The organism is Paenibacillus sp. FSL W8-0439, assembly GCF_038008995.1.
Taxonomy (GTDB): domain Bacteria; phylum Bacillota; class Bacilli; order Paenibacillales; family Paenibacillaceae; genus Paenibacillus; species Paenibacillus polymyxa.
Genome location: NZ_JBBPAK010000001.1, coordinates 3,381,330 through 3,405,759, shown reverse-complemented (window position 1 = coordinate 3,405,759; position 24,430 = coordinate 3,381,330). Strand labels below are relative to the sequence as shown.

At 47.4% G+C, this 24,430-nt stretch carries 26 protein-coding genes; 25 read left to right on the top strand and 1 reads right to left on the bottom strand.

Features of this window, described 5'->3' with window-relative positions; all coding sequences use genetic code 11:
* Positions 1-352: 352 nt before the first annotated feature.
* The 5 genes from spoIVA (at position 353) to MKX36_RS14580 (ending at position 6,207) form a co-directional block, all read left to right on the top strand.
* The gene (gene spoIVA / locus MKX36_RS14600; protein WP_017427540.1) at positions 353-1,831 is read left to right on the top strand and encodes a stage IV sporulation protein A; all 1,479 of its coding nucleotides are present in this window, start codon (positions 353-355) and stop codon (positions 1,829-1,831) included.
* 167 nt (positions 1,832-1,998) lie between these two features.
* Positions 1,999-3,114, top strand: a complete 1,116-nt coding sequence (locus MKX36_RS14595; RefSeq protein ID WP_340864947.1) for a sugar ABC transporter substrate-binding protein — start codon at positions 1,999-2,001, stop codon at positions 3,112-3,114.
* 73 nt (positions 3,115-3,187) lie between these two features.
* Positions 3,188-4,705, top strand: coding sequence for a sugar ABC transporter ATP-binding protein (locus MKX36_RS14590; RefSeq protein ID WP_340864946.1), 1,518 nt, complete (start codon positions 3,188-3,190; stop codon positions 4,703-4,705).
* Positions 4,702-5,688: an ABC transporter permease gene (locus tag MKX36_RS14585; protein WP_340864945.1), complete on the top strand. Its 987-nt coding sequence runs from the start codon at positions 4,702-4,704 to the stop codon at positions 5,686-5,688. Before MKX36_RS14590 ends, MKX36_RS14585 begins: the two co-directional genes overlap by 4 nt.
* A 246-nt stretch (positions 5,689-5,934) precedes the next feature.
* Entirely contained in the window at positions 5,935-6,207 is a 273-nt protein-coding gene (locus MKX36_RS14580) for an HU family DNA-binding protein (RefSeq protein WP_014599981.1), read from the top strand.
* A 71-nt stretch (positions 6,208-6,278) separates the two neighbouring features.
* On the opposite strand, the gene MKX36_RS14575 is transcribed toward MKX36_RS14580, so the two are convergent.
* The gene (locus tag MKX36_RS14575; RefSeq protein ID WP_290402700.1) at positions 6,279-6,452 is read right to left on the bottom strand and encodes a hypothetical protein; all 174 of its coding nucleotides are present in this window, start codon (positions 6,450-6,452) and stop codon (positions 6,279-6,281) included.
* Between the two features lie 156 nt (positions 6,453-6,608).
* On the opposite strand from MKX36_RS14575, the gene mtrB reads away from it, so the two are divergent.
* From mtrB to hisC, 20 genes are all read left to right on the top strand, one after another.
* Entirely contained in the window at positions 6,609-6,839 is a 231-nt protein-coding gene (gene mtrB, locus MKX36_RS14570) for a trp RNA-binding attenuation protein MtrB (RefSeq protein ID WP_025365133.1), read from the top strand.
* Positions 6,840-6,937: 98 nt separating this feature from the next.
* Positions 6,938-7,489, top strand: coding sequence for a hypothetical protein (locus MKX36_RS14565; protein WP_340864944.1), 552 nt, complete (start codon positions 6,938-6,940; stop codon positions 7,487-7,489).
* Positions 7,490-7,605: 116 nt separating this feature from the next.
* A complete protein-coding gene (locus MKX36_RS14560; RefSeq protein WP_117289647.1) occupies positions 7,606-8,475 on the top strand; it encodes a heptaprenyl diphosphate synthase component 1 in 870 nt (289 codons plus the stop codon).
* Positions 8,476-8,484: 9 nt separating this feature from the next.
* On the top strand, positions 8,485-9,213 hold the full coding sequence (locus tag MKX36_RS14555) for a demethylmenaquinone methyltransferase (RefSeq protein ID WP_017427546.1): 729 nt from the start codon (positions 8,485-8,487) through the stop codon (positions 9,211-9,213).
* On the top strand, positions 9,206-10,078 hold the full coding sequence (locus MKX36_RS14550) for a UbiA-like polyprenyltransferase (RefSeq protein ID WP_016822211.1): 873 nt from the start codon (positions 9,206-9,208) through the stop codon (positions 10,076-10,078). Before MKX36_RS14555 ends, MKX36_RS14550 begins: the two co-directional genes overlap by 8 nt.
* Positions 10,078-10,737, top strand: coding sequence for a UbiX family flavin prenyltransferase (locus MKX36_RS14545; RefSeq protein WP_016822210.1), 660 nt, complete (start codon positions 10,078-10,080; stop codon positions 10,735-10,737). The genes MKX36_RS14550 and MKX36_RS14545 overlap by 1 nt, the downstream gene beginning before the upstream one ends.
* On the top strand, positions 10,694-11,560 hold the full coding sequence (locus MKX36_RS14540) for a menaquinone biosynthetic enzyme MqnA/MqnD family protein (protein ID WP_117289645.1): 867 nt from the start codon (positions 10,694-10,696) through the stop codon (positions 11,558-11,560). The genes MKX36_RS14545 and MKX36_RS14540 overlap by 44 nt, the downstream gene beginning before the upstream one ends.
* The gene (locus MKX36_RS14535) at positions 11,557-12,531 is read left to right on the top strand and encodes a polyprenyl synthetase family protein (RefSeq protein ID WP_107733426.1); all 975 of its coding nucleotides are present in this window, start codon (positions 11,557-11,559) and stop codon (positions 12,529-12,531) included. The genes MKX36_RS14540 and MKX36_RS14535 overlap by 4 nt, the downstream gene beginning before the upstream one ends.
* A gap of 110 nt (positions 12,532-12,641) precedes the next feature.
* Entirely contained in the window at positions 12,642-13,085 is a 444-nt protein-coding gene (gene ndk / locus MKX36_RS14530; protein ID WP_013371674.1) for a nucleoside-diphosphate kinase, read from the top strand.
* Positions 13,086-13,115: 30 nt separating this feature from the next.
* The gene (locus MKX36_RS14525) at positions 13,116-13,916 is read left to right on the top strand and encodes a CheR family methyltransferase (RefSeq protein WP_013371673.1); all 801 of its coding nucleotides are present in this window, start codon (positions 13,116-13,118) and stop codon (positions 13,914-13,916) included.
* 232 nt (positions 13,917-14,148) lie between these two features.
* The gene (gene aroC / locus MKX36_RS14520; protein WP_019687864.1) at positions 14,149-15,318 is read left to right on the top strand and encodes a chorismate synthase; all 1,170 of its coding nucleotides are present in this window, start codon (positions 14,149-14,151) and stop codon (positions 15,316-15,318) included.
* Between the two features lies 1 nt (position 15,319).
* Positions 15,320-16,414 carry a 3-dehydroquinate synthase gene (gene aroB, locus MKX36_RS14515; protein ID WP_340864943.1) on the top strand — a complete coding sequence of 365 codons (1,095 nt, stop codon included), beginning with the start codon at positions 15,320-15,322 and terminating at the stop codon, positions 16,412-16,414.
* Between the two features lie 2 nt (positions 16,415-16,416).
* A complete protein-coding gene (gene aroH / locus MKX36_RS14510) occupies positions 16,417-16,791 on the top strand; it encodes a chorismate mutase (RefSeq protein WP_016822205.1) in 375 nt (124 codons plus the stop codon).
* 384 nt (positions 16,792-17,175) lie between these two features.
* Positions 17,176-18,726, top strand: coding sequence for an anthranilate synthase component I (trpE, locus tag MKX36_RS14505; RefSeq protein WP_016822204.1), 1,551 nt, complete (start codon positions 17,176-17,178; stop codon positions 18,724-18,726).
* Between the two features lie 32 nt (positions 18,727-18,758).
* The gene (gene trpD / locus MKX36_RS14500; RefSeq protein ID WP_126666179.1) at positions 18,759-19,805 is read left to right on the top strand and encodes an anthranilate phosphoribosyltransferase; all 1,047 of its coding nucleotides are present in this window, start codon (positions 18,759-18,761) and stop codon (positions 19,803-19,805) included.
* Complete coding sequence (gene trpC / locus MKX36_RS14495; RefSeq protein ID WP_340864942.1) at positions 19,795-20,589, top strand: indole-3-glycerol phosphate synthase TrpC; 795 nt, start codon at positions 19,795-19,797, stop codon at positions 20,587-20,589. Before trpD ends, trpC begins: the two co-directional genes overlap by 11 nt.
* Positions 20,586-21,272, top strand: a complete 687-nt coding sequence (locus tag MKX36_RS14490; RefSeq protein ID WP_340864941.1) for a phosphoribosylanthranilate isomerase — start codon at positions 20,586-20,588, stop codon at positions 21,270-21,272. The genes trpC and MKX36_RS14490 overlap by 4 nt, the downstream gene beginning before the upstream one ends.
* Positions 21,269-22,465, top strand: coding sequence for a tryptophan synthase subunit beta (trpB, locus tag MKX36_RS14485; protein WP_016822200.1), 1,197 nt, complete (start codon positions 21,269-21,271; stop codon positions 22,463-22,465). Before MKX36_RS14490 ends, trpB begins: the two co-directional genes overlap by 4 nt.
* A complete protein-coding gene (gene trpA / locus MKX36_RS14480) occupies positions 22,462-23,268 on the top strand; it encodes a tryptophan synthase subunit alpha (RefSeq protein WP_340864940.1) in 807 nt (268 codons plus the stop codon). Before trpB ends, trpA begins: the two co-directional genes overlap by 4 nt.
* Before the next feature lie 57 nt (positions 23,269-23,325).
* Positions 23,326-24,429 (top strand): histidinol-phosphate transaminase, encoded by a 1,104-nt coding sequence (gene hisC / locus MKX36_RS14475; protein WP_340864939.1) that lies wholly within the window; start codon positions 23,326-23,328, stop codon positions 24,427-24,429.
* Position 24,430 lies beyond the last annotated feature (1 nt).

Below are 24,430 nucleotides of genomic sequence, written 5' to 3'. Positions count from 1 at the left end.
TTTTTTTATTTAGGTCTAGCAACAAAGTCATGTGGAAATCTTGCTGCGCATATATTAGGTGAGTGGACCCAAACGTAAAATATCGTTTCTGCAATGATCGCTGTGACGTAATCTATTTTAAAAAAACTAAACATATTTTACGGAGGGGATACATATGATGGTATCAGTCCAAATGCATGTACGAGTTTACGCCGTTTCGCCGATTCCATCAGTCTCCTGAATCTCGGCGGCGGACGACTTCCGGGCATTTTAAAGGCTGTTCTGCCGCATCTGGGATCAAGCAGTTGGTTGAACACGAAGCGGATGCTCTTTAAGCATTTTTCCTTCGGAGACTTTTGAGGAGGGGATTTCATTGGAGAAAGTGGACATTTTTAAAGACATTGCCGAACGCACCGGAGGAGACATCTATCTTGGGGTCGTCGGCGCAGTCCGAACAGGAAAATCAACGTTTATCAAGCGGTTTATGGAAACGATTGTACTGCCCAACATTACGAGTGAGGCGGACCGTGCCCGCGCCGTAGACGAGTTGCCGCAAAGTGCGGCAGGGAAGACGATCATGACGACGGAACCTAAATTCGTACCGAATAATGCCGTCCAGATCAAAGTAACGGAAGGACTGGACGTGAATGTACGTCTGGTTGACTGTGTGGGATATGCAGTAGAAGGTGCAAAAGGCTACGAGGATGAAAATGGTCCAAGGATGATCTCTACACCATGGTTTGAAGAACCCATTCCTTTTCAGGAAGCTGCAGAAATCGGTACACGTAAGGTTATTCAAGAACATTCGACACTCGGTGTGGTAGTCACCACAGACGGCACCATTGCTGAAATCCCGCGTAGCTCTTATGTAGAGTCGGAGGAACGCGTCATTGAAGAGTTGAAGGAAGTTGGCAAGCCATTTGTTCTGGTTATCAACTCCACGCATCCACGCAGTGATGAAACACTCCAACTTCGCAGTGAACTGGCTGCCAAGTATGATATTCCAGTCATGACACTCAGCGCGGCGACCATGACGGAAGATGATGTTACGGGTGTACTTCGTGAAGTATTGTATGAATTCCCGGTGCATGAGGTGAATGTGAACCTGCCGAGCTGGGTTATGGTATTGAACGAAAATCACTGGCTGCGTAGCAACTATGAAAATTCCGTTCGTGATACGGTTAAAGATATTCGACGCCTGCGTGATGTAGATCGGGTGGTCAGCCAGTTTATGGAGTATGAGTTCATCGATAGAGCCGGATTAAGCGGTATGAATATGGGGCAGGGCGTAGCGGAAATTGATTTGTATGCGCCTGATGAGCTGTATGACCAGATTTTGGTTGAAGTCGTTGGGGTAGAGATTCGCGGCAAGGATCATTTGCTACAAATGATGCAGGATTTTGCCCACGCTAAACGTGAATATGACCGCTTTGCCGAGGCTCTGGAAATGGTCAAGACAACAGGTTATGGTATTGCAGCTCCGTCACTGGCCGAGATGGCACTAGACGAACCGCAGTTGATTCGACAAGGTACAAGATTTGGCGTGAGGCTTAAAGCGACAGCCCCTTCCATTCACATGATTCGTGTCGATGTGGAATCGGAATTTGCTCCGATTATCGGAACAGAGAAGCAAAGTGAGGAGCTCGTACGCTACCTGATGCAGGATTTTGAGAATGATCCAATCAAAATCTGGGAATCTGACATTTTCGGACGTTCGCTGCATTCTATTGTGCGTGAAGGTATTCAAGGCAAGATTGCCATGATGCCGGACAATGCACGCTACAAGCTTCAAGAAACACTGGGTCGCATTATTAACGAAGGTTCTGGTGGTCTTATTGCTATCATTCTTTAAGGCTAAGCCATAACCAAAATATGTAAGGGGGATACCGTAGAGAGCTGACTGCTCTTTGCGGTATTTTTTTATATTTAATAAAACCTATTTACATACTTGGTTTAACGCGATATATTAAGTATCAAATTTGAAACATATTAGTGGATCGAACGAGGGGGAAACAAATCATGTATATCCAAAAAGGGCTCCAAAAAAACAAGAAGCTAGGGCTCGGAGCCATCATGCTACTAGTGCTGATTATACTGGTCACAGCATGTGGCGCGCCGAAAACAGAGAACGGCGCTCAAGGGACAAGCACTGCAGGAACGAGTACAGGAGACGGAAAAACAGATAGTTCGAATCTAAAGGGTAAACGAGTTGCTTTGATCATGGAGTTTAATACAGGTACGTTTTCGCAGCAGTATGTTCAAGGTGTGGAAGATGAGGCTAAGAAATTTGGCGGTACGCTGACCAAGTTTGTTGCCAATAACGATAAGGCTAAAATGGCTTCTTTGCTAGATAGTGCGATTAACCAGCAGTTTGATGTTATTTTGACTGACCACGGTGACGCATTGCTGGAGCCAGGACTTAAAAAAGCAATTTCCCGCAATATTCCGGTTATCGTGTTCGATGCCGCGGTCAATGTTCCGGGTGCGGTAGTGCTTTCACAGGATGATCAAAGCATGGCAGAGCTGACGCTTGAGCAAATGAAAAAGGACATCGGTGGCAAAGGAAACATTGTGAAGGTATGGGTTGCTGGGTTTGCGCCAATGGAGCGCCGTCAGGTTGCTTATGACGCATTTTTGAAAGCCAATCCAGATATTAAAGAGATTGCAACTTTTGGTTCGGCTCAGAATCCTGCTTTGGATACGCAAGCCAAAATGGAAGCAGTGCTAAAGCAATATCCTAAGGGTGAAATTACAGCAGTGTGGGCGGCTTGGGATGAATTTGCCAAAGGTGCAGCTCGTGCGATACAACAAGCTGGGCGTACGGAAATTAAAGTTTATGGGATTGATATGAGTGATGAAGATTTGCAAATGATTCAGGACCCGAAAAACCCGTGGGTGGCTTCAGCAGCCGTAGATCCAACAGATATCGGGCGCGTACAAGTGCGCTATGCATACCAGAAGTTGCATGGGGATAACCCTGAGGAGAAAGTTGTGCTGAAGGCAGTATATGTACAGCGCGAAGAGTTACCAGATAAGCAAATTTCCACATCCGAGTTGTCTCAATTTGTGAAAGGATGGGGCAAGAGTGAGCAGGGCTACAAGGATTGGATGAAGGAATATGAAACGTCCAAATAAAATGGATGCATAACGCAAATGCAAAGGCGCGCTTCGGCGCGCTTTTATCATAAGCGGGAGTGAGGGGACATTCATGAGTACACAAGTATATACATTGGAGATGAAGAAGATCAGCAAACGGTTTGCTGGTGTAGATGCGCTGAGAGCCGTGGATTTTACGGTGCAGGGTGGCGAAATTCACGCTCTGCTAGGTGCCAACGGGGCAGGGAAGAGCACATTAATGAAAATCTTGTCAGGTGCTTATCGTTTCGATCAGGGAGCGATCGTTGTGGATGGCAAGGAGCTGATTATTCGTTCACCGTGGGAAGCCAAAAGAGCCGGAATTCACTGCGTGTATCAAGAAGTCGATTCGGCACTTGTGCCTCAGTTAACCGTCGCTGAAAATATTGTAATGGACGATTTGTCTGCACCTGATGGTCGATGGTGGGCTGCACCAGCGTCCATGCGCAGGCGAGCACGTGAGGCATTAGTGCGTCTGGAGGTTGATATAGATGTACGACGATACGTGTCAGAATTGACGTTGGCAGAAAAGCAACTTGTACTCATCGCACGGATTTTGACACAGCGGGCGAATACTATCATTTTTGACGAGCCAACGGCACCGCTGAGCGAGGAAGAAACGAGGCGTTTGTTCCGCACCATTCATACCCTCAAGGATGAGGGAGTAGCATGTATTCTCATTACGCACCGATTGCCGGAGGTCATCGCGCACAGTGACCGTATTACGGTGATGCGTGATGGTGAGCGCGTGTTCTCGGGACCTGCTTCTGATTTAAATGTAGGCGACATTATCACGTATATGCTTGGGAAAACATTTGATGAGGAATTTCCGAAAACAGAGGTACCTATTGGTGAAACGGTATTGGAAGCAAAAGGACTCCGTAAGGGATTGCGAGTTCACGGCGTTGATTTGCAGGTCAGACGCGGTGAAATTCTCTCTATTGTGGGTTTGGTCGGTGCGGGCAAGACGGAGTTGTCACGACTACTTACAGGGGCAGACAAGCCCGATGTGGGGGAGCTGACCTTCAAGGGGCGCTTCATTCGTATGCGTGAGCCAGCGGACGCGGTAGCTCAAGGAATTGTGTCCATACCCGAGGAGCGGCGTAAGCAGGGGGTCTTGATTGAGGAGAGCGTGGAACGAAACCTTAGTCTTCCGCTCTTGGGCAAGCTGAGTGTCCTGGGTTTCATCAGTCGGCATAAAGAACGTAATAACGGTAATGGGGTTGTCGCCTCTCTTGGTATTAAGACGCCTTCATTGCGCCAGAATGTTAAGTATTTGAGCGGTGGGAATCAGCAAAAGGTTGCGATAGGAAAATGGCTTCATTCCGGTGCGGATGTATTCGTTTTTGACGAGCCAACCAAGGGTGTGGATATAGGGGCAAAAAGCGATATTTTCCGTATCATCGGAGAATTGGCTGCACAAGGAAAAGCAATCATTTATCTTACCTGTGAATTTGCTGAAGGTATTGGCATTGGTGATCGGATAGCAGTCATGTATGACGGTAAAATAATAAGGGAATTTGCGCGAGGCGAAGTCGAACAGGAACAGCTTCTGTTGTACGCCAGCGGTGGTGAAGAGGTGCATTCATGAAGGGAAAATGGTTAAATGTCTCGTTTCGTTACGGTGCTGTAGTTGTCATTATAGGTGTGGTGGCGTTTTTCTCAGCCACATTACCTTATTTCTGGACGTATGATAATTTGATGGATATTCTTGGCTCCATTGCGATTGTTACTTTCGTGGCCATTGGTGTGACGTTATCACTTATTGTAGACGGTTTTGACCTGTCGGTTGGTGCAACGGTATCCTTGACGACGGTCGTCTCAGCCTCGTTGATGGTCTGGTATGAACAGCCTGTTGCAGTGGTTATTATTGTATCTCTGATTGTTGGAGCTTTGGTTGGGCTGTTGAATTCACTTTTGATTATTAAACTGCGTATCCCCGATTTGCTCGCAACTCTAGCCATTATGTATATCGTTAGCGGGATTCACCAAACATACGCACAAGGCTATACCATCTACAATCATATGCAGTTTCCTGATGGCAGCAAGGCGCCAGGCGAGATATCTCCAGCATTTCTTTTACTGGGGCAGGGTAAATGGTTGGGTATCCCGATTTCGGTTATTTTACTGTTGCTAGCTGTGGCAGCGGTGCATGTTTTCTTGACCTACACAAAGCACGGGCGTCAAATGTATGTAACTGGCGGGAATGAGGAGGCTGCTCGTCTGTCAGGTATACGGGTAAAAAAGGTCCGTACACTGGCCTATATCGCTTCAGGCGTATTTGCGGCAATTGCCGGTATTTTATATGCCTCGCGTGTAGGCTCGGGTCAAATTGACGCTGGCTCTCCCTTACTTATGGAGGCAGTAGCTGCAGTATTCGTCGGCTTTTCAGTGTTTGGTGCGGGTAAACCCAATGTTATTGGTACATTTATTGGTGCGGTGTTAATCGGCGTATTAGTTAATGGACTGACCATGATGAATGTGCAATATTTTGCCCATGACATTGTCAAAGGAGTAGTGCTGGTGCTTGCGCTGGCTGTTACTTTTTACGTACTGAACCGTCGTCGTACTTGAAATTGTCTGTCGACTGTATTACTATAAACCTTGTTCCACGCAAGAAGGGTGCCATAAAACGCCAGTTTCGGCCTATATGGCGGTGGTTAGGTATATTCTATGTATATTTAACGACGAAACGGAAACAGATGATAACATTATGGAAGGCAGTATGCCGCCCGGGTTATTTTATACAGGCGACTTCATTATCGGTGGAGCACCGATAACCTTAATGCTGGACTACACTTGAATTGGGAGGTGAATATGTTGAATAAAACGGATTTGATCAATCAGGTTTCTGAGAGCACTGAATTGTCCAAAAAGGACGTAACCAAAGCAATCGATGCAGTATTTGAAGCGATCGCTGGAGCACTGCAAAACGGAGACAAGGTACAACTGGTAGGTTTCGGGAACTTTGAGGTTCGTGAACGTTCCGCACGTAAAGGACGTAACCCGCAAACAGGAGAAGAAATCGAAATCCCTGCGAGCAAAATTCCGGCATTCAAACCGGGTAAAGCGCTCAAAGACGGAATTAAATAAGATTTCTTACATATTCCCAATGCGCTGAAAGGACCGTGAATTTGATTCACGGCCTTTTCTTTTTGTCCTATTTACTTTGTGGTAGAGGTGCTATGGACTGAAGAAGAGGAAGGTGCCCTGCCGTTTTGCGAGGCATAAGCGATCAGCACTAAGGGTTCACCTGTCAGCTCGGCAAATTCATGTTCCAGCCGTTGTAGCTGTTCAATCTGAGCAGGACTGAGATTGGCGGGATGATAGTTTTCCATCCGATCCGTTCCTTTCGTTAATAGATGGGACTGCACAGATAGTATGGCACAGGAAGCACTAATTGTTGCAGGCAGCGTGGGAAGCAGGTAGTTGACAAAACAAGCTTAAATCTCCATCATAAAAATATAGCTTCGGCTCTCAGGGAGGAAAAGGACATGGAAGATAACGTGACGGGCAGCAGTGAGTACGTCGTAATTAAAGCAAAAAGCAACGGATGTCAGGTTTTTGGTCTGACCAGAGGTCAGGATACACGCCTGCATCATTCAGAAAAATTGGACAAGGGTGAGATACTGATCGTCCAATTTACGGATCATACTTCTGCCATCAAAATACGCGGCAAGGCCGTGGTGATGACCAAGCACGGGGTTGTAGATACGGAGGAGTAAAATGCAGGCATAGCCTGCTTTTTTTTGTTGTACAATGAGAGTGAGGACCTTTACCGTAGCAAACCCACATTATGGGGTAGGGGTCAGGGGAGGCTCTGATGAAACCTTGGATTGCACTCGGTGGTTCCATTCTCATAACCACCGCAGCAGCAATATTGCTGCCGTCCTTACAGATGCTGGACTCGGGTACCGCAGCAGTTCGTGAAACACAGGCAACAATCTCGCCCCAGCAACGAGTGTTGCTGACGGATGACAATCTGGTAGATACACTGAACGAGCTTCCATTGACCACACCGATTGCAAGTGCAAGCTGGGAACATTCTGTCCTGACCCTGGATGTTAAGCTGTCCAAGGAAGAAACCACACCTCTGGAGATTTATCAAAACATGGCGGAGCTTGCCGCCTTTAGCTTTTACGGAACGACGAATGTACGGCAATTGCTGTTGCGGGTGGTGACGCAGGACGAATGGTCAGGAGAACGCCATTTGCTGCTGGCATCCGATATACGCCGGAACGAGTGGACGAACGAGGCATTGGAACAACTTAGAAATCGGGAAGGCGCTGAACTGCCAGAAGATTTGAAATCTCGTTTCCGCATTACAGTAACGCCTATGTGGCAAAACAGGTTTAGCGGTGTATATACAAACTAGATGTTTCTACCGCTGGACCTACAGTACTTTAGTCGCGAATCATTTTAAATTGTGATATAATATAAGGCATTGCAATTATTTGAGTATACCAGAAAGTCATGGCTCGGAGGCTTAGGATGAAACCGTATCGCGTACCTCAATTAGCAAGGAAATATGTGGAATACGACATGATTCAACAACATACGGAAATGCCGGCTTTTCCTGACAGCCGTACCCGTTTGCTGTTTGAGTTTTTGAACCGGAATGCGCAAGGGCTGCATGCCAGTGAGGATGAACTGTACGCTTTGGTTACATCACTTGTGCAGATGGGACTGGATACGCATGATATGATTGATACTTTATCCGGTATACGAAGTCCGGAAGAGATGCGATCCAGACAGCTGAAAGTGTTAGCCGGTGACTACTTCAGTAGCCGTTTTTATCAGCTACTTGCACTGGCAGGCCGAATCGAGGCCATTTCGAAGCTGAGTGATGCTGTATGTGAAGTGAACGCAGGGAAAATGAGCTTATACTGGGAGATGAAGCATTATCGATTGAATGCCGCTCAGTATTTATCTCAGATGGTTTGCTTCAAACAGGAGCTTTTTTTATCATTGACTTCACTTATTGCAGAACAGGATCAGGAAGTCTGGAAGCAGCTTCTTAATGAATTCGCTCTCTGTGACACGCTGGTGGAGGAATGGGAGAAACGGGCAGAACCAGACAAGTCCCGTTTCGGATATATGTTCTGGCATATTTACGGTAACGGAGACCAGCATGAGCAGGCACTGCTTTCAGAGGGTGGTACTGAAACAGCAGTTTGGCGTAAGCTTGTGCTGAAATACAAAGCCGAGGATGCGATACTGGACAAGCTTCGCACGGCTGTTACACACATCCGGCAGACCCTGTCAGATGAACAAAACACGGGGATTGAGGAATTTGAATGCATGCTTGAGCCTTTCCTGAAGCTGCTAAACAGTTCGCACCCGGTTGTGAGGGAAGGTTAGGTGAACGTCATGGGATCAAGCGACACCAAGCCGAAAGAGCAATTCGTTCATGGCGTGTTTGAAAGTATAGCCGGTAAATACGATTTGATGAACGATATACTGAGCTTTCGCAGACATAAGGCTTGGCGGAAATTTACAATGAAAAAAATGAACATGCATCACGGCGATACGGCAATCGACCTTTGTTGTGGGACATGTGACTGGACGCTTGCGATGGCGCGTGCAAGTGAAAGTGGTCACATCGTAGGATTGGATTTTAGCCAGAACATGCTAAATGTTGGCGAGCGCAAGATTACATCAGAATCCCGCGAAAAGCAAATCAAGCTTGTACGAGGCAACGCGATGGATCTACCTTTTGAAGACAATTCATTTGATTATGCGACGATTGGTTTCGGTCTACGCAATGTACCTGATCTGCGCCGCGTGTTGCAGGAAATGCAACGAGTCGTCAAACCTGGTGGGCAGGTTGTATGTCTAGAGTTGTCCAAACCTACTTGGCAGCCGTTCAAGGGAATTTACTACGCATATTTTCAGCACATCTTGCCCATGCTCGGCAAATTGTTCGCCAAACGTTATGAGCAGTACAAATGGCTCCCTGATTCGTTGGCGCTTTTTCCAGGAAGGGATGAACTGGCTGACATCTTTCGTGAAGTCGGATTGAAGGATGTTCAGGCTCATTCTCTCACCGGAGGCATTGCGGCATTGCATATTGGAATCAAGGAGAGTCAGCATGTTTAAGAAAATTGCTATTTTTTTGGAAATGATTAAAATTGAACATACTTTATTTGCGCTCCCATTTGCATTTATGGGGGCTGTATTGGGGTCAGTTGTCGTGACGGACAACCTTCCCTCATGGCCGCAGATCGGTTGGATCTTGCTGGCTATGGTTGGCGCACGTAGCGCAGCCTTCGGCTTCAATCGTATGATTGACCGTGTGATTGACGGGAAAAATCCGCGTACAGCAGGACGCGCTATTCCGGCAGGGCTGCTCAAATCGAGCGAAGTGGTGATTTTCATCATCGTTAGCTTGTTGTTGTTATTTTGGGCCTCATTCAAGTTAAGTCCGCTGGCGTTCAAGCTGTTCCCGCTGGCCTTTTTTATGCTTGTTTTTTACTCTTACACCAAGCGTTTTACTTGGCTGTGCCACTTTGTACTTGGTTTGACCATTGGTTTGGCGCCGCTAGGCGCGTGGGTTGCAGTGACGGGACAAATGGATTTAACTGCTATCGTACTTTATCTCACGATTGCATTTTGGACCGCTGGATTTGATGTTATTTATGCTTGTCAGGATATTGATTTTGACCAGAGCGAAGGGGTTTATTCTATTCCTGCCCGTTTTGGTGTAGCAGGTGCTCTGAACATCGCCCGTGTGTTCCATGTCATTACGGCGATCGGATTTATTGTGCTGTTCTTTATCGCAGATTTAAGCTGGTGGTATCTGGCGGGCATGATTATTTCATACATTATTTTATTTTATGAGCACTATATCGTATCTCCAAAAGATTTGAGTCGTTTGCAGACGGCATTCTTTACTATGAACGGTGTACTTAGCATTGTCGTATTTGCTTTTACACTGATTGATTTGGTGGTGCGTCAATACTAATGAATAATCAGGTGAGCAACCATCAAGGCAAACGAATCGTTATTGGCATTACAGGTGCGAGCGGAAGCATTTATGGTGTACGACTAGTAGAGACACTGCTGGACTTGCAGTATACAGTTCACCTGATTGTTTCTAATGCTGGCTGGCGGGTATTGAAAGAGGAGCTGGGCTGGAATGTGACCGACCGGGAAGGAGCTTTGAATGAACAATTCGGAGGCCGTCCCGGTTCTCTTGTATACCATCCGTTCACAGATATTGGAGCTTCAATAGCGAGTGGCTCTTATTTAGTAGATGCCATGATTATCATGCCCTGCTCGATGGGGACGTTGTCAGCGGTAGCGCACGGTTCGTCTGATAATCTCATGGCACGTGCAGCAGATGTGATGATGAAGGAAGGTCGTCCGCTAATCCTTGTGCCTCGTGAGACACCGCTACATGCTATTCATTTGGAAAATATGCTTAAGCTTGCGAGACTCGGCGTCAAAATGATTCCGGCCATGCCAGCTTTTTATTTTCATCCAAAGACGCTGGATGATATTGTACTGTTCCTCGTAGGCAAAGTATTAGACAGCTTGCGTATAGAACATCAACTGTTTACGAGATGGGGGGATTCCGATGCCGATACCGGACACCAAGACAATCACAATCGGAAAAATTAAATATACAAACGCCTGGCCTATTTTTCATTACTTTAATCCTTCAGAGCTTCTCCATTCGGCGGAGATGGTTTCCAAAGTTCCGGCTGAATTGAATCGAGGCATGCTGAAAGGGAGTTTGGATATGAGTGCGATGTCCTCCTTTGCGTATGCATCAGGTGCTGAGGAAATGCTGCTGTTGCCCGATTTATCCGTTAGTGCAGACGGTCCAGTCCAATCCATATTACTATTTTCACGCAAGCCGCTAAATGAAATCATTAACGGCACCATTGCACTGACGAATACTTCAGCCACATCGGTGAACTTGTTGAAAATTTTGATGCAAAAGGCATGGGAAGGTCAGCCTACTTACTTTGATTGTGAACCGGATCTTGATTTGATGCTGAAACAGGCAGATGCAGGGCTGCTGATTGGAGATCACGCGATCAAGGCTTCCTGGCGAAGTGAGGGCCTGTACGTAACCGACCTCGGGGAAGAGTGGAAACGCTGGACGGGCTATAGTATGACCTTTGCTGTATGGGCAGTTCGACGTGCTGTTGCTGCTCAGAATCCCGCTGCGGTGGCTGAAATTGCGAGTGCGTTCCGCGTAAGCAAGCAGCGTAGTCTGTCTGACCTAGCACCTGTTATTTCTGAAGCTTGCAAGGAAATTGGAGGTTCGGAAGATTATTGGGAGCGCTACTTTACGAATCTGTGTTATGATTTTGGAGAGAAGCAACAACAAGGTTTAGAGCTTTATTTTCAGTATGCATATGAACTGGGGCTGCTTGACCGACGAGTGAAGCCGCTTCTCTGGAGTGACAATACGCTGACACGGGTGAAAGAATGAAACGATTGGATTTGTTCGGTTTATTAAAAAAGGATATGAACTTCATAGAAGAAGAGCTGTACCGCAGCATTGACAGTAGGGAGCCGTTGATTAATGATACGTCGCTTCATCTGCTTAAAGCAGGGGGCAAGCGTTTGCGTCCCGTATTTGTATTGCTGGGAGGCAAGTTTGGAGAATATGATCTGGACAAGCTCAAGCGCATAGCGGTACCTCTGGAACTGATTCATTCTGCCTCTCTCGTTCACGATGATGTGATTGACGATGCGGAAATGAGACGCGGCCAACCCACCGTGAAGTCCAAATGGGACAATCGGGTGGCTATGTACACCGGAGACTACATATATGCACGCGCACTATCTATTGCTGCTGGGCTGCCGAATCCTGATATTCACCGAGTGCTGTCTAAGGCGTTGGTGCAGATGTCGATTGGTGAAATGGAACAAATACGTGATTTTTTTAATGTGGATCAGAGTGTGCGCAATTACTTGCTTCGCATTCGGCGCAAAACGGCATTGTTGATTGCGGTCAGTTGCCAGTTGGGAGCTATGGCTGCAGGAGCACGGGAAAGAGTCAACTCTCTGTTGTACAGCTATGGCTATAACGTAGGTATGGCTTTTCAAATTCAGGATGATTTGCTTGATCTGTGTGGAACAGAAAAAAAGATCGGCAAGCCGCCAGGCAGTGATATGAGACAGGGCAATATTACTCTTCCGGTCATTTATGCGCTTGAACAACCCGAACTGCGGAATGATCTGCTGGCTGAAATTCGGCGAATTCAGGATGGGGACGGGCAAGGAGACGCCCGTAAAGCGGTGGATATGATCAAAAAAAGTGAAGGAATCACTAAAGCTGAAATTCTCGCCGACCGATATATTAATAAAGCGCTGAATGCGCTGGACTTACTACCAGATGTCAAAACAAAAAAGACGCTGCGCGATATTGCTCATTTTGTAACACGCCGCTCCTACTAAAGTTGTATTTTAGGTTTGCTGTGACAAAATACTTTAACCGTTTCCAATCTTTCTGTTACAATACAGATTAGTACTGTATAAATACATTAGATTGGATTGGGAGTGAGCCGATGGATCGTACGTTTTTGATGGTTAAACCGGATGGTGTACAACGCGGACTGATTGGACGTATTGTCAGTCGTTTGGAAGACAAGGGCTTCAAAATGGCGGCTGGCAAGCTTGTGCAGGTATCTAGAGAACAAGCAGAGCGGCATTATGCGGAGCATGTGGGCAAGCCTTTTTTTGAAGAGCTTGTAGGCTTTATCACATCAGGACCTGTATTTGCCATGGTTTGGGAAGGGGATAACATTGTTACGCTTTCCCGCTTGCTGATTGGTAAAACACAAGTAACAGAGGCTCTTCCGGGCACCATTCGTGGAGACTTTGCTGCACATACACCGTTTAACCTCATTCATGGTTCAGATTCACCGGAGAGCGCAGAGCGCGAGATTGCAAATTTTTTCACACCAGAAGAATTGGTTCGGTATGAAAAAACTGTAGCGACCTGGGTGTAAGTTTAATTACGTATGAAGAAGGATGGTAGCATGACGGATCTGGAACTGGGTCAGACGGACCCCGATTACACAGCGTTTATCCGCAAAATCAAGGACAGCACAGGTATTGATCTTGCACAATACAAAGAAGCACAGATGAAAAGGCGGTTAACGACGCTTCGCAACAAAAACGGGTTTCCCAGTTTTGTTTCTTTTTATGATGCCATGATGAAGGAAAAACCTCTATTCTATGAATTCTTGGATCGTATGACGATCAATGTTTCCGAGTTTTGGCGAAATCCCAATCGGTGGGAAGTGCTACGGGATATCATTTTGCCACAGCTGCTTGTAGGAAAGCAGAAGCTTAAGCTGTGGAGTGCGGCCTGCTCGACTGGTGAAGAGCCCTATAGCCTGGCTATGGTTCTCGACGGTAAAGGAATTTTAGGAAATTGCTCTATTACAGCTTCCGACATTGATGATGGTGCATTGGCTAAAGCCAAGGAAGGTAAATATTTGGAGCGTTCGCTCAAGGATGTGCCTGAGCAGGTAGCTAGCAAATATTTTAAACCAGATGGTGCCATGTATCGGATTGATGACCGTTTAAAACAGGCTGTGAAATTTCAAAAGCAAAACTTGCTGCTGGATCGGTTTGAGGATGGGTATGATCTCATTATCTGTCGAAATGTTATGATTTATTTTACAGAAGAGGCCAAACATGCGTTGTATCAAAAGTTTGCTGCCAGCCTTCGTCCCGGCGGTGTTCTATTTGTCGGCAGTACCGAGCAAATCTTTTCTCCTAACCAATATGGGCTGGAATCGACTGAAACCTTTTTTTACCGCAAAAAAGCATAAGCCTGTACATATCATCCATCGTTTCGTAGGAACTTATTTCTATTCTAAAGTAATGGATGGCTGGCTTATCAACAGCGCACGTCCTTTAGCTCTTCTGGCTGAGGGACGTGTTTTTTTGTTTATCTGCCTCAGACGTGGCTTTTCTTGTCAAAGAAAGGTGCGTATACTATAATGAAGCACAGTTAAAGATTTTAGCGATGCACAGTTTAACAGTTTAAAGGGGGAACGCGTCATGAGTTTACGTTATTTAACCGCGGGGGAAACGCATGGTCCCCAGCTAACTGCCATTGTAGAGGGTATGCCGAGTAATTTGAAATTGGATTTTGAAGAATTGAATTTTCAATTGCACCGTCGTCAGAAAGGATATGGACGGGGGCGGCGTATGCAGATTGAAAAAGATACGGCGAAGATTGCTGGTGGCGTACGTCACGGATATACCACAGGTGCACCAATTGCACTAGTTGTGGAAAATAACGATTGGAAGCACTGGCAGAATATTATGAATATTGAGCCTATTGAAGGCAGTGATGAAGAAAAACGTCGGGTTCATCGGCCGCGTCCGGGTCATGCGGATTTGAATGGCGGAATGAAATACAACCTGAAGGATCTTCGTAACGTGTTGGAACGCTCCAGTGCACGTGAAACAGCAATTCGTGTGGCATGTGGCGGTTTGGCTCGTCAATTACTGGCTGAGTTCGGGATCAAGGTGGCAGGTCAGGTTATCCGCATTGGTGAAATCGAAGCTCCTTATCGCGATTTGCCGATTGATGAACTGATTGCCGTAACAGAAGCTTCTTCGGTAAGAGTAACCGATCCAGAAACGGAGAAGAAGATGGAAGCGTATATTGACCTGATCAAGCAAGAAGGTGACTCCGTCGGTGGGGTAGTGGAATGTATCGTGGAAGGTGTTCCGATTGGTCTGGGCAGTCATGTACAGTATGATCGGAAGTTGGATGCACGTATCGCACAAGGCGTCATGTCGATCAATGCATTTAAAGGTGTGGAAATCGGCATTGGGTTTGAAGCAGGAGAATTGCGCGGTTCACAGGTGCATGACGAGATTTTATACGATGAGGAACGTGGATATCACCGTCGTACGAATCGTTTGGGTGGTTTTGAGGGTGGCATGACCAACGGAATGCCAGTGGTGGTTCGTGGCGTTATGAAGCCAATTCCCACACTTTATAAGCCGCTGCAAAGCGTCGACATTGATACGAAAGAAGCGTTCACTGCACAGGTTGAGCGTTCGGATGCATGTGCGGTACCAGCGGCAAGCGTAGTCATGGAGCATGTGGTAGCTTGGGAGATAGCCAAAGCTTTACTAGAGAAATTCGGCGGGGATTCAATTGAAGAAATCCGCGCGAATATTGCATCCTATGAACAACAACTGGAGCAATACTAAGATGAGTACGCTGACGGTACAGCTTGGCGAACGTTCTTATCCTATTCTTATCGGACGTGGGTTGCTGCATCAAGCCGGAGAGTCGTTGAAGGAACGAGGAATTGCACAAAAAAGCCCATTATTGATTGTTTCAGACGAAAATGTAGCGGGATTCTACTTGGCAACATTGGAAAGCAATCTTCAAGAGGCGGGGTACAAAACGGTATCATTTGTCGTTAAGCCAGGTGAAACATCCAAGTCGCTTGCTGTATTTGAGCGGGGTATAACAGCAGCCATTGAGGGCGGTTTGGATCGCAATTCAGCTGTTATCGCTCTTGGTGGTGGTGTGGTGGGTGATTTGGCTGGATTTGTGGCGGCATCTTTTATGAGAGGCATCAAGTTCGTACAGGTTCCAACTACTATCCTTGCCCATGACAGCAGCGTGGGTGGTAAGGTCGGCATCAATCATCCTTTGGCGAAAAATATGATAGGAGCCTTTCATCAACCGGAACTCGTACTGTATGACGTAGATACGTTGTCAACATTACCTCCTCGCGAGGTATCTGCGGGGCTTGCTGAAATGATCAAGCATGGCTTGATCTGGGATGCTGATTTTGCTCAGTGGTGCCGTGAACATGCGACGGATTTGCTCGGACTGGATGCGACGGCATTGGAGTACGGACTGGAGAAGGGATGTTCCATTAAAGCCGAAATTGTATCACGCGATGAACGAGAAAATGATTTGCGCGCTATTTTAAACTTAGGCCATACGATTGGGCATGCGATTGAAGCGATTGCGGGATATGGTGAGTTTTTACACGGGGAAGCCATTTCTATTGGTATGGTTGGCTCGGCACTACTGGGTGTGAAGCTGGGGGCAGATCCTTCTTTGGTAAACGAAACGAAGGAAATGCTGTCATCGCTGCGCTTACCGACTTCTCTTCCGTCACATCTCGATACAGATCGATTGCTCGAAGCGATGATGCATGACAAAAAATTCAAAGAAGGCAGCATTACTTTCGTTGTCCCACGCAGTATTGGGCGTGTGGAGGTTGTGAAGGATATTTCCGTCTCTTACATCCGGGAAGTCATTGAACAGTTAAAAGAGGAGGCGTAACGATGTACAATCGTGGAATTCGTGGCGCGACGACCGTGACGAATAATGAAGCAAACGAAATTTTGGAAGCAACAAGCCAACTACTGGAGGAAATTGTATCCTACAATGAAATTCAGCCGGAGGATATTAGTAATGTATGGATAACGGTGACCCATGACCTGGATGCTGCCTTTCCAGCCATGGCCATCCGTCAGCTTGACGGCTGGGACATGGTTCCGCTCATGTGTGCATTAGAAATTCCTGTGGCTGGTAGCTTGCCCAAGTGCATCCGTTTGATGGTACAGGTGAATACCGATAAATCTCAGCGTGAAATGAAACATGTATATTTGAACGGAGCACAGATGCTAAGACCGGATCTGGCTTCCCAAGGGAAATAATCGTCCATTTTTTAAGTTGATGGTTGCCAAAGTAACATTCCATGAGATATAGTGTGTGTAGCAGAGTTGAGTAGAGTAGAGTTAGCCAGAGCAGAGTTGAGATGAGAAGAGTGTAGTCTAGCCAATTCCATATGAGATTACAGAGACCAGCGGTAGCGGGTAAGCTTTTGTCCGTGAAGAGACCTTCTTCATAAAGAGAAGCTTATTTGAGGTAATCTGCGCGGTTATGCAAAAGGGATAAGTGTATGCTTTTCTATTTGCTGTGATCATTTTACATATGGAGCATTCTTATAATTTCAATAACTGACAGCCTCTACCTTACGGGTAGAGGCTTTTTTATTCTCTCCATTGGGTTCTGCGCCAATTTGGAAAGGAAGTGATCTCATGTTAACGCCGCATGTGGAGCAAGTGATAGCGATGGCGAATGAATTTAACCTGATTCCTGTGTACAAAAAAGTGCTGGCTGATATGGAGACGCCGATTCGGATTTTCCGTCGGTATGCTGAGCGGGACCGTGCCTTTCTGCTGGAGAGTGTAGAGGGAGGCGAGCAGTGGGCGCGACATTCCTTCATCGGAACAGACCCATTTCTGATGGTCTCAGGTAAAAAAGGTCGATTGATTTTGGAACAACACGGTAAACGGCAAATATTAAGCGACAAGCCGATTGAAGCGCTCAAAGCATTACTTCGTAAATACCGTAGTCCGAAACTGAAAGACATGCCTCCATTTACAGGCGGGGCTATCGGATTTTTTGGATATGACCTGCTTCAATACTACGAAAAGCTGCCAGAGCACTCGGTAGATGATTTGAATATGGATGATATTCGTTTTATGTTTTGCGATCAAGTCATTGTCTTTGATCATGTGAAACAGCAAATTTTGCTGGTTGGCAATGTTCATATAGGTGAAGGGTTCCGCGAGGAGGACATTCGTGCTGCTTATGCAGATGTGGAACGCAAGTTGGAGAACACGGCGCAGTATCTGCGCAAGCAGTCCCCACCGGAGCGATTAGGCTCTGCCTCCATTCCTGATGATGTGGAACTGGGTGAGATCCAATCCAATGTGACAAAGGAACAGTTTATATCAAACGTGGAGCAGGCAAAGGAGTATATCCGCTCCGGTGATATTTTTCAGGTTGTACTGTCCCAGCGTTTTCACATCGATACAGAGGCCTCTCCACTACAGGTATACCGCGTGCTGCGCACGATGAACCCGTCGCCATATATGTATTATCTGAAAATGGATGACGAGATCATCGTAGGCACTTCGCCGGAGGCACTCGTCAAGGTGGAAAACGGCCGTGTAGAGACCCGACCGATTGCAGGAACGAGACCGCGTGGCGTAACGGAAACCGAAGATGCGGCGCTTGCTGAAGAATTGTTGAAGGATGAAAAAGAACGTGCAGAGCATCTGATGTTGGTAGATCTGGGAAGAAATGATCTGGGACGTGTATCCCAGTTTGGCACCGTAAAATGCGATACATTCATGGAGATTGAACGCTATTCCCACGTGATGCACATTGTATCGAATGTGTCGGGCGAACTGCGTGAGGACAAAGATTTCTTCGATGCTTTCCTGTCTTGCCTGCCGGCCGGCACCGTATCCGGAGCTCCAAAGCTACGGGCGATGGAGATTATTGCTGAGCTGGAGCGGGAAGCACGCGGAACCTATGCAGGAGCAATTGGATATTTGGGCTTCTCAGGCAATATGGATGCTTGCATTACGATTCGCACAATTGTGTTTAAAAAGAACCGGGCCTATGTCCAGGCAGGGGCTGGAATTGTGTGGGACTCGGTACCGGAAAGCGAGTATCAGGAGACGGTGAACAAAGCAAAGGCACTGCTCAAAGCAATCCGCACGGCGGAAGCGATGTTTCCAGCAACGACACAGCCTTACAACAGCGTCATCAACCAAGATTATTTGTACACTCCGTAACACAAAAATCTGATTCTGAGGAGGAGACGACAATGGAACGACATGACATGATACAAGTAGGGTTAAGCCGGATCATTGAAGGACAGCATCTTTCGCGTACGGAGGCCCGTAGCGTGATGGAACAGATTATGAGTGGGAGTGCTACACAGGCGCAAATCGGCGGGCTCCTGACGGCTCTTCGCCTCAAGGGAGAGACGGTAGATGAAATCACCGGTTTTGCCGAAGCAATGCGCAATTACGCTAGTCCAGTGCAAGCTGGGGAGGGGAACAGTCGTCTACTGGATACATGCGGCACCGGGGGTTCGGGTATTCACAAGTTTAATATTTCCACCATTTCCGCTATTATCGCGGCTTCGGTTTCTGTACGGGTAGCCAAGCACGGCAACCGCTCTGCAAGTGGCCGTGCCGGGAGCGCTGATGTCCTGGAGGCACTCGGAGTCAACATTCATTTGACAAGTGATCAGGCTCGCTCGTGTCTGGACCGCATCGGTATCTGCTTTTTATTCGCACAGCTGTATCATCCGTCTATGAAGCATGCCGCAGCACCGCGCCGCGAGCTAGGTGTGCGGACGGTATTCAATATGCTCGGTCCATTGACGAATCCGGCTGGTGCGGATCGGCAGTTGCTGGGTATTTATGATGCTGGCAAAACGGAAGTGATTGCCGAGGTATTGAACCAGCTTGGCTCCAAACGAGCCATGGTCGTCAGCAGTTTGGATGGGCTAGATGAAATTAGTATTTCGGCCGCCACACGAGTATCCGAGCTCAAGGACGGCAAGGTTCACACGTTCGAGCTTCATCCGTCCGATCTGGGCTTGCAGACACATTCTCTCGATCAGGTGTTGGGCGGCGATGCACAGGTTAACGCAGAGATCATACGGCGAATTTTGAACGGAGAGCATGGAGCTTATCGTGATGTTGTGCTAGCGAATGCAGGAGCGTGTATTTATGTCTCAGGCGCAGCAGCTACCTTAACAGACGGAGTAGCGCGAGCGGCAGAAGCCATCGACTCTGGATTGGCTCTTTCCAAGCTGGATCAATTAATACAGGCAACGGGGGAATATCAATATGTATCTTGATAAAATTGTGGTGACGAAGCGACAAGAAGTGGAGCAGCTTAAGCAGCATTTTGAGATTAATAAAGCCGAACGCTTAATTGCAGATTTACCTGTGACGAGAGGATTTGAAAATGCGATCGCTAGCGGACGCAACCGTCCGCTCGGGCTGATTGCTGAAGTAAAGAAGGCTTCTCCGTCCAAAGGGTTGATTCGACCCAATTTCCATCCGGTGGATATTGCGCGTGCATATGAGGGAGCAGGAGCCGATTGCATTTCTGTACTGACAGATGTTACGTATTTTCAGGGGAGTCCTGAATATTTACAGCAAATTCGCGATCAAGTGAAAATTCCGCTGCTGCGAAAAGATTTTATCATTGATGAACGGCAAATCTATGAAGCTCGTCTATTGGGAGCGGATGCGGTACTGTTGATTGCCGCGATATTGGAACCCCATGTTTTAGGGTCATTCTTGCAAATCGCCAAGGATCTTGGGCTGGATGCGTTGGTAGAGGTGCATGACAGTGAGGAACTTAAAGCAGTGCTGGATCTGGGTACAGCGACCTTAGTTGGTGTGAACAATCGCAATCTTCGGACATTTGAGACCCGTCTCCAGACGACAGAGGAGCTGATCTCACTGATCCCAAAAGGGGTTACATTCATCAGCGAAAGCGGCATTGCAGGACCGGAAGATGTTAAGTATATGCATTCGGTAGGTGCGCACGGCATTCTTGTAGGGGAGCATCTGATGCGTAAGGAAGATGTAGGACAGGCTGTAGTCGAATTGATGGACGGGGTTAAAGCATGAACAAAACGGGCGTAAAAATTTGTGGACTTCAAAGCGTTGAAGTGCTAAAATCTATGGTAAACTTACCGGTCGATTATATAGGTTTTGTGTTTGCTGACAGCAAGCGCCGGATTGACGGCGCACATGCTGGAGAGTTGCTTCGCGTATTGGATGAATGGGCCTCGGGCAGCAGACCGCGCAGCGTGGGCGTATTTGTGAACCCTGACGATGCACTGTTAAACGATGTGATGGAGAAAGCACCATTGGATGTCATTCAGTTGCATGGACAGGAGAGTCCGCAGCGTTGCCGGGAGCTTAAGGAACATTTCGGCATACAGGTATTCAAGGCTTGGTCTGTGCACAATCAAGAGCAGACGGTGAAGGGCCAGGCAGAACGCCGGGCGGACGAACTGGAGGCCTACGTTGGGACGATTGATGCTTTACTGCTGGATACCTATGATCCCCTGTATGGTGGCGGTACTGGAAAAACGTTTGCGTGGGATCGAATTCCCGCCTATCAGGCTTGGACTCATCAACACGGAATCCCTCTGTTTGTAGCTGGGGGGCTGACTGCCGATAACGCAGAAAAACTGATTAGCGAGTATCATCCCGACGGGCTGGATGTTTCCAGCGGTGTAGAGACGAACGGAGTCAAGGACATTGCAAAAATCACAGCATTCGTAGAAAGGGTGAAGCAGGCATGACACAATTACCTGATAACAACGGACGTTTTGGAACATTTGGCGGACGTTTTGTACCGGAAACGTTGATGAACGCACTGATTGAATTGGAGGAATCCTACCGAAAATACGCGGATGATCCTGAATTTAAAGCAGAGTTGAACGGACTTCTAAAAGACTATTCGGGTCGGGAAACTCCGCTTTATCATGCGGAGCGTCTGAGCCAACATCTGGGCGGGGCAAAAATTTACTTGAAGCGCGAAGATTTAAACCATACTGGCGCCCACAAAATTAATAATGCATTGGCCCAGGGATTGCTGGCAAAGCGTATGGGTAAACAGAAGGTCATTGCCGAAACAGGTGCAGGACAGCATGGTGTCGCAACGGCTACCGTAGCTGCATTGCTCGGATTGGAATGCAAAGTGTTTATGGGCGAAGAGGATACGGTTCGCCAGCAGTTGAACGTATTTCGGATGCAGCTTTTGGGTGCAGAAGTGATTCCGGTGACATCCGGTACGCGTACACTTAAGGATGCCGGGAATGAAGCTTTACGTTATTGGGTGAGCCATGTTCATGACACGTTCTATATTTTGGGTTCGGCTGTCGGTCCGCATCCGTATCCGATGATGGTGCGGGATTTCCAGCGTGTGATAGGCGATGAAACACGCCGTCAGATCTTGGAGAAGGAAGGCAGACTTCCGGATGTTGTTGTGGCAGCGATCGGTGGCGGAAGCAATGCTATCGGTATGTTTTATCCTTTCATAGAGGATCAAGGTGTTGCTTTGATTGGCGTGGAGGCTGCTGGTAAAGGCGTCGAGACGGAATTCCATGCAGCTACCATGAGCAAGGGGACGCAAGGAGTCTTCCAAGGCTCTATGAGTTATCTGCTTCAGGATGAGTACGGACAAGTGCAACCTGCGCATTCCATCTCGGCTGGACTGGATTATCCAGGTGTTGGACCGGAGCATTCATACCTAAAAGATATTGAGCGGGCCCAATATGTCCCGATTACTGATCAGGAAGCGCTGGATGCACTTCAGCTCCTTTGCCGTACCGAAGGAATACTGCCTGCATTAGAGTCGGCACATGCCGTTGCACAGGTCGCCAAGCTGGCACCTACGTTGACTTCAGATGATATTATCGTTATTTGTTTGTCTGGGCGCGGGGATAAAGATGTGGACTCCATTATCAAGTATTTAGGGGGAAATCCGTCATGAATTTAATTGATCAGGCGTTTGAACGCCTTAAACATGAAGGCAAAACGGCATTAATTCCTTTTCTGACGGTAGGCGACCCGGATGTGGATACTACGATAGAGATCATTCGGCAGTTAGAGTCAGCCGGAGCCGATATATTGGAACTAGGCGTACCTTATTCGGACCCGTTGGCTGACGGCCCTGTGATTCAGCGTGCGTCTGAACGTGCACTGAAACGGCAAATTTCAATCCGCACCTGTATGGAGACAGCGTCTCTGGCTAGGGCGGCAGCTTCAAGCCTGCCTTTTATTCTGTTCACGTATTATAATCCTGTATTGCAAATGGGGATGGATGCTTTCTTTGCAGGCTTGCAGGAGCACGGTATCAGTGGTCTGATTATTCCGGATCTTCCGCTTGAAGAAGCAGAGGAGCTGGGAGGACGGGCAGCAGAGGTAGGTGTGCATCTGATTCCGCTGGTAGCCCCAACGTCTGAACAACGGATCGAACGAATTGCCCGTCAGGCCCGAGGATTTGTGTACTGTGTATCTTCGCTGGGTGTAACCGGAGAAAGAGCTTCTTTTTTTGAAGGTATAGAGGGCTTTATCGCGCAGGTCAAACGGCATACGGATGTTCCGGTGGCGATAGGCTTTGGTATTTCAAATCGTGAGCAGGTTGTCCGGTTTTCAGACATTTGCGATGGAGTTGTGGTTGGCAGTGCCATTGTGCGACAGGTGGAGGAAGCCATTCCATTGCTGGAGGATTCTGCACGCAGAGAAGAAGGACTTTTGCAAATTCGCGATTTTGTGGCACAATTAAAGCAGTAATGGGTGTCAAATATAAAATATTTAATTTAGTTCTGATTGGATAGAGGAGGAAGGGGCATGCAGCCTAAACCGCATATTGTACATTTGCCAGTATATCAGCCCGGTAAACCGATTGAGGATGTGAAACGTGAGCTGGGACTCGATGAAGTAATCAAGCTCGCCTCAAACGAGAATCCGTATGGCAGCTCTCCCAAAGTGTTGCAGGCCATTCAGCAGGAGTTTGCTAACATCAGTGTATATCCTGATGGAAGTGCAGTTGCTCTGACACAGGCACTAGCTAAACGGACGGGATTAAAAGAAGAACAATTTATCTATGGCTGTGGCTCTGACGAAATTATTGCGTTGATTACGCGTGCATTCCTCCTTCCAGGGGAAGAAAGCATCATGGCTGATCAGACATTTTCCGTCTATAAAAGTAACGTGGAAATTGAGGGAGCAGTTGCAGTTGAGGTGCCTTTGCGTGACGGTGTACATGATTTGGATGCCATGCTGTCTCATATCAATGACCGTACAAAAATTATTTGGATCTGTAATCCAAATAATCCGACGGGAACGATTGTACCCGAAGCTGAGCTGATTGCGTTTCTGAACCAAGTGCCAAAGCATATCATGGTGGTGCTGGATGAAGCCTACGCTGAGTTTGTAATAGATCATTCGTATCCAGACGGTATTCGCTTGTTGTCAGCTTATGAAAATTTGGTTGTACTGCGTACCTTCTCCAAAATCTATGGTCTGGCTTCGCTACGCATCGGATATGGTATGGGAGCCGAGGCAACCATTCGCTTGATCAATCAGGTTCGTGAGCCGTTTAATACTTCACGGGTAGCACAGGCTGCGGCCATTGCTGCCTTGGAAGATCAGGAATTTGTTCAGGAATGTCGGGATCGTAATGCAGAGGGTAGAGCTTATTTGCAAAATGAGCTGAAGCGTTTGGGGCTGGAGTCTTTCCCGGCACATGGTAATTTTATTATGCTGGATGTACGTCGTCCATCCGGTGAGGTATTTCAGGAGTTGCTTCGTAAAGGTGTGATTATTCGCGCAGGTCATCACAAATATCCGACATATATTAGGGTGTCGGTTGGATCACAGCCGCAAAATGAGTTGTTTATTCGTGCGCTGGAACAGGTCCTGGGGGCGGAAGCGGCGAAAGTACGCCTATAAT

Excerpts from the sequence above, each read along its gene's own strand:
- MKX36_RS14560 (WP_117289647.1), top strand. The coding sequence starts at position 7,606 with ATGAAACCGTATCGCGTACCTCAATTAGCAAGGAAATATGTGGAATAC.
- MKX36_RS14555 (WP_017427546.1), top strand. The coding sequence starts at position 8,485 with ATGGGATCAAGCGACACCAAGCCGAAAGAGCAATTCGTTCATGGCGTG.
- aroH (WP_016822205.1), top strand. The coding sequence starts at position 16,417 with ATGTACAATCGTGGAATTCGTGGCGCGACGACCGTGACGAATAATGAA.
- aroC (WP_019687864.1), top strand. The coding sequence starts at position 14,149 with ATGAGTTTACGTTATTTAACCGCGGGGGAAACGCATGGTCCCCAGCTA.
- MKX36_RS14585 (WP_340864945.1), top strand. The coding sequence starts at position 4,702 with ATGAAGGGAAAATGGTTAAATGTCTCGTTTCGTTACGGTGCTGTAGTT.
- aroB (WP_340864943.1), top strand. The coding sequence starts at position 15,320 with ATGAGTACGCTGACGGTACAGCTTGGCGAACGTTCTTATCCTATTCTT.
- mtrB (WP_025365133.1), top strand. The coding sequence starts at position 6,609 with ATGGAAGATAACGTGACGGGCAGCAGTGAGTACGTCGTAATTAAAGCA.
- MKX36_RS14545 (WP_016822210.1), top strand. The coding sequence starts at position 10,078 with ATGAATAATCAGGTGAGCAACCATCAAGGCAAACGAATCGTTATTGGC.
- MKX36_RS14525 (WP_013371673.1), top strand. The coding sequence starts at position 13,116 with ATGACGGATCTGGAACTGGGTCAGACGGACCCCGATTACACAGCGTTT.
- trpD (WP_126666179.1), top strand. The coding sequence starts at position 18,759 with ATGGAACGACATGACATGATACAAGTAGGGTTAAGCCGGATCATTGAA.
- MKX36_RS14550 (WP_016822211.1), top strand. The coding sequence starts at position 9,206 with ATGTTTAAGAAAATTGCTATTTTTTTGGAAATGATTAAAATTGAACAT.
- MKX36_RS14535 (WP_107733426.1), top strand. The coding sequence starts at position 11,557 with ATGAAACGATTGGATTTGTTCGGTTTATTAAAAAAGGATATGAACTTC.
- trpB (WP_016822200.1), top strand. The coding sequence starts at position 21,269 with ATGACACAATTACCTGATAACAACGGACGTTTTGGAACATTTGGCGGA.
- MKX36_RS14540 (WP_117289645.1), top strand. The coding sequence starts at position 10,694 with ATGCCGATACCGGACACCAAGACAATCACAATCGGAAAAATTAAATAT.
- MKX36_RS14595 (WP_340864947.1), top strand. The coding sequence starts at position 1,999 with ATGTATATCCAAAAAGGGCTCCAAAAAAACAAGAAGCTAGGGCTCGGA.
- trpC (WP_340864942.1), top strand. The coding sequence starts at position 19,795 with ATGTATCTTGATAAAATTGTGGTGACGAAGCGACAAGAAGTGGAGCAG.
- ndk (WP_013371674.1), top strand. The coding sequence starts at position 12,642 with ATGGATCGTACGTTTTTGATGGTTAAACCGGATGGTGTACAACGCGGA.
- MKX36_RS14590 (WP_340864946.1), top strand. The coding sequence starts at position 3,188 with ATGAGTACACAAGTATATACATTGGAGATGAAGAAGATCAGCAAACGG.
- trpA (WP_340864940.1), top strand. The coding sequence starts at position 22,462 with ATGAATTTAATTGATCAGGCGTTTGAACGCCTTAAACATGAAGGCAAA.
- MKX36_RS14490 (WP_340864941.1), top strand. The coding sequence starts at position 20,586 with ATGAACAAAACGGGCGTAAAAATTTGTGGACTTCAAAGCGTTGAAGTG.
- MKX36_RS14575 (WP_290402700.1), bottom strand. The coding sequence starts at position 6,452 with ATGGAAAACTATCATCCCGCCAATCTCAGTCCTGCTCAGATTGAACAG.
- hisC (WP_340864939.1), top strand. The coding sequence starts at position 23,326 with ATGCAGCCTAAACCGCATATTGTACATTTGCCAGTATATCAGCCCGGT.
- MKX36_RS14565 (WP_340864944.1), top strand. The coding sequence starts at position 6,938 with ATGAAACCTTGGATTGCACTCGGTGGTTCCATTCTCATAACCACCGCA.
- trpE (WP_016822204.1), top strand. The coding sequence starts at position 17,176 with ATGTTAACGCCGCATGTGGAGCAAGTGATAGCGATGGCGAATGAATTT.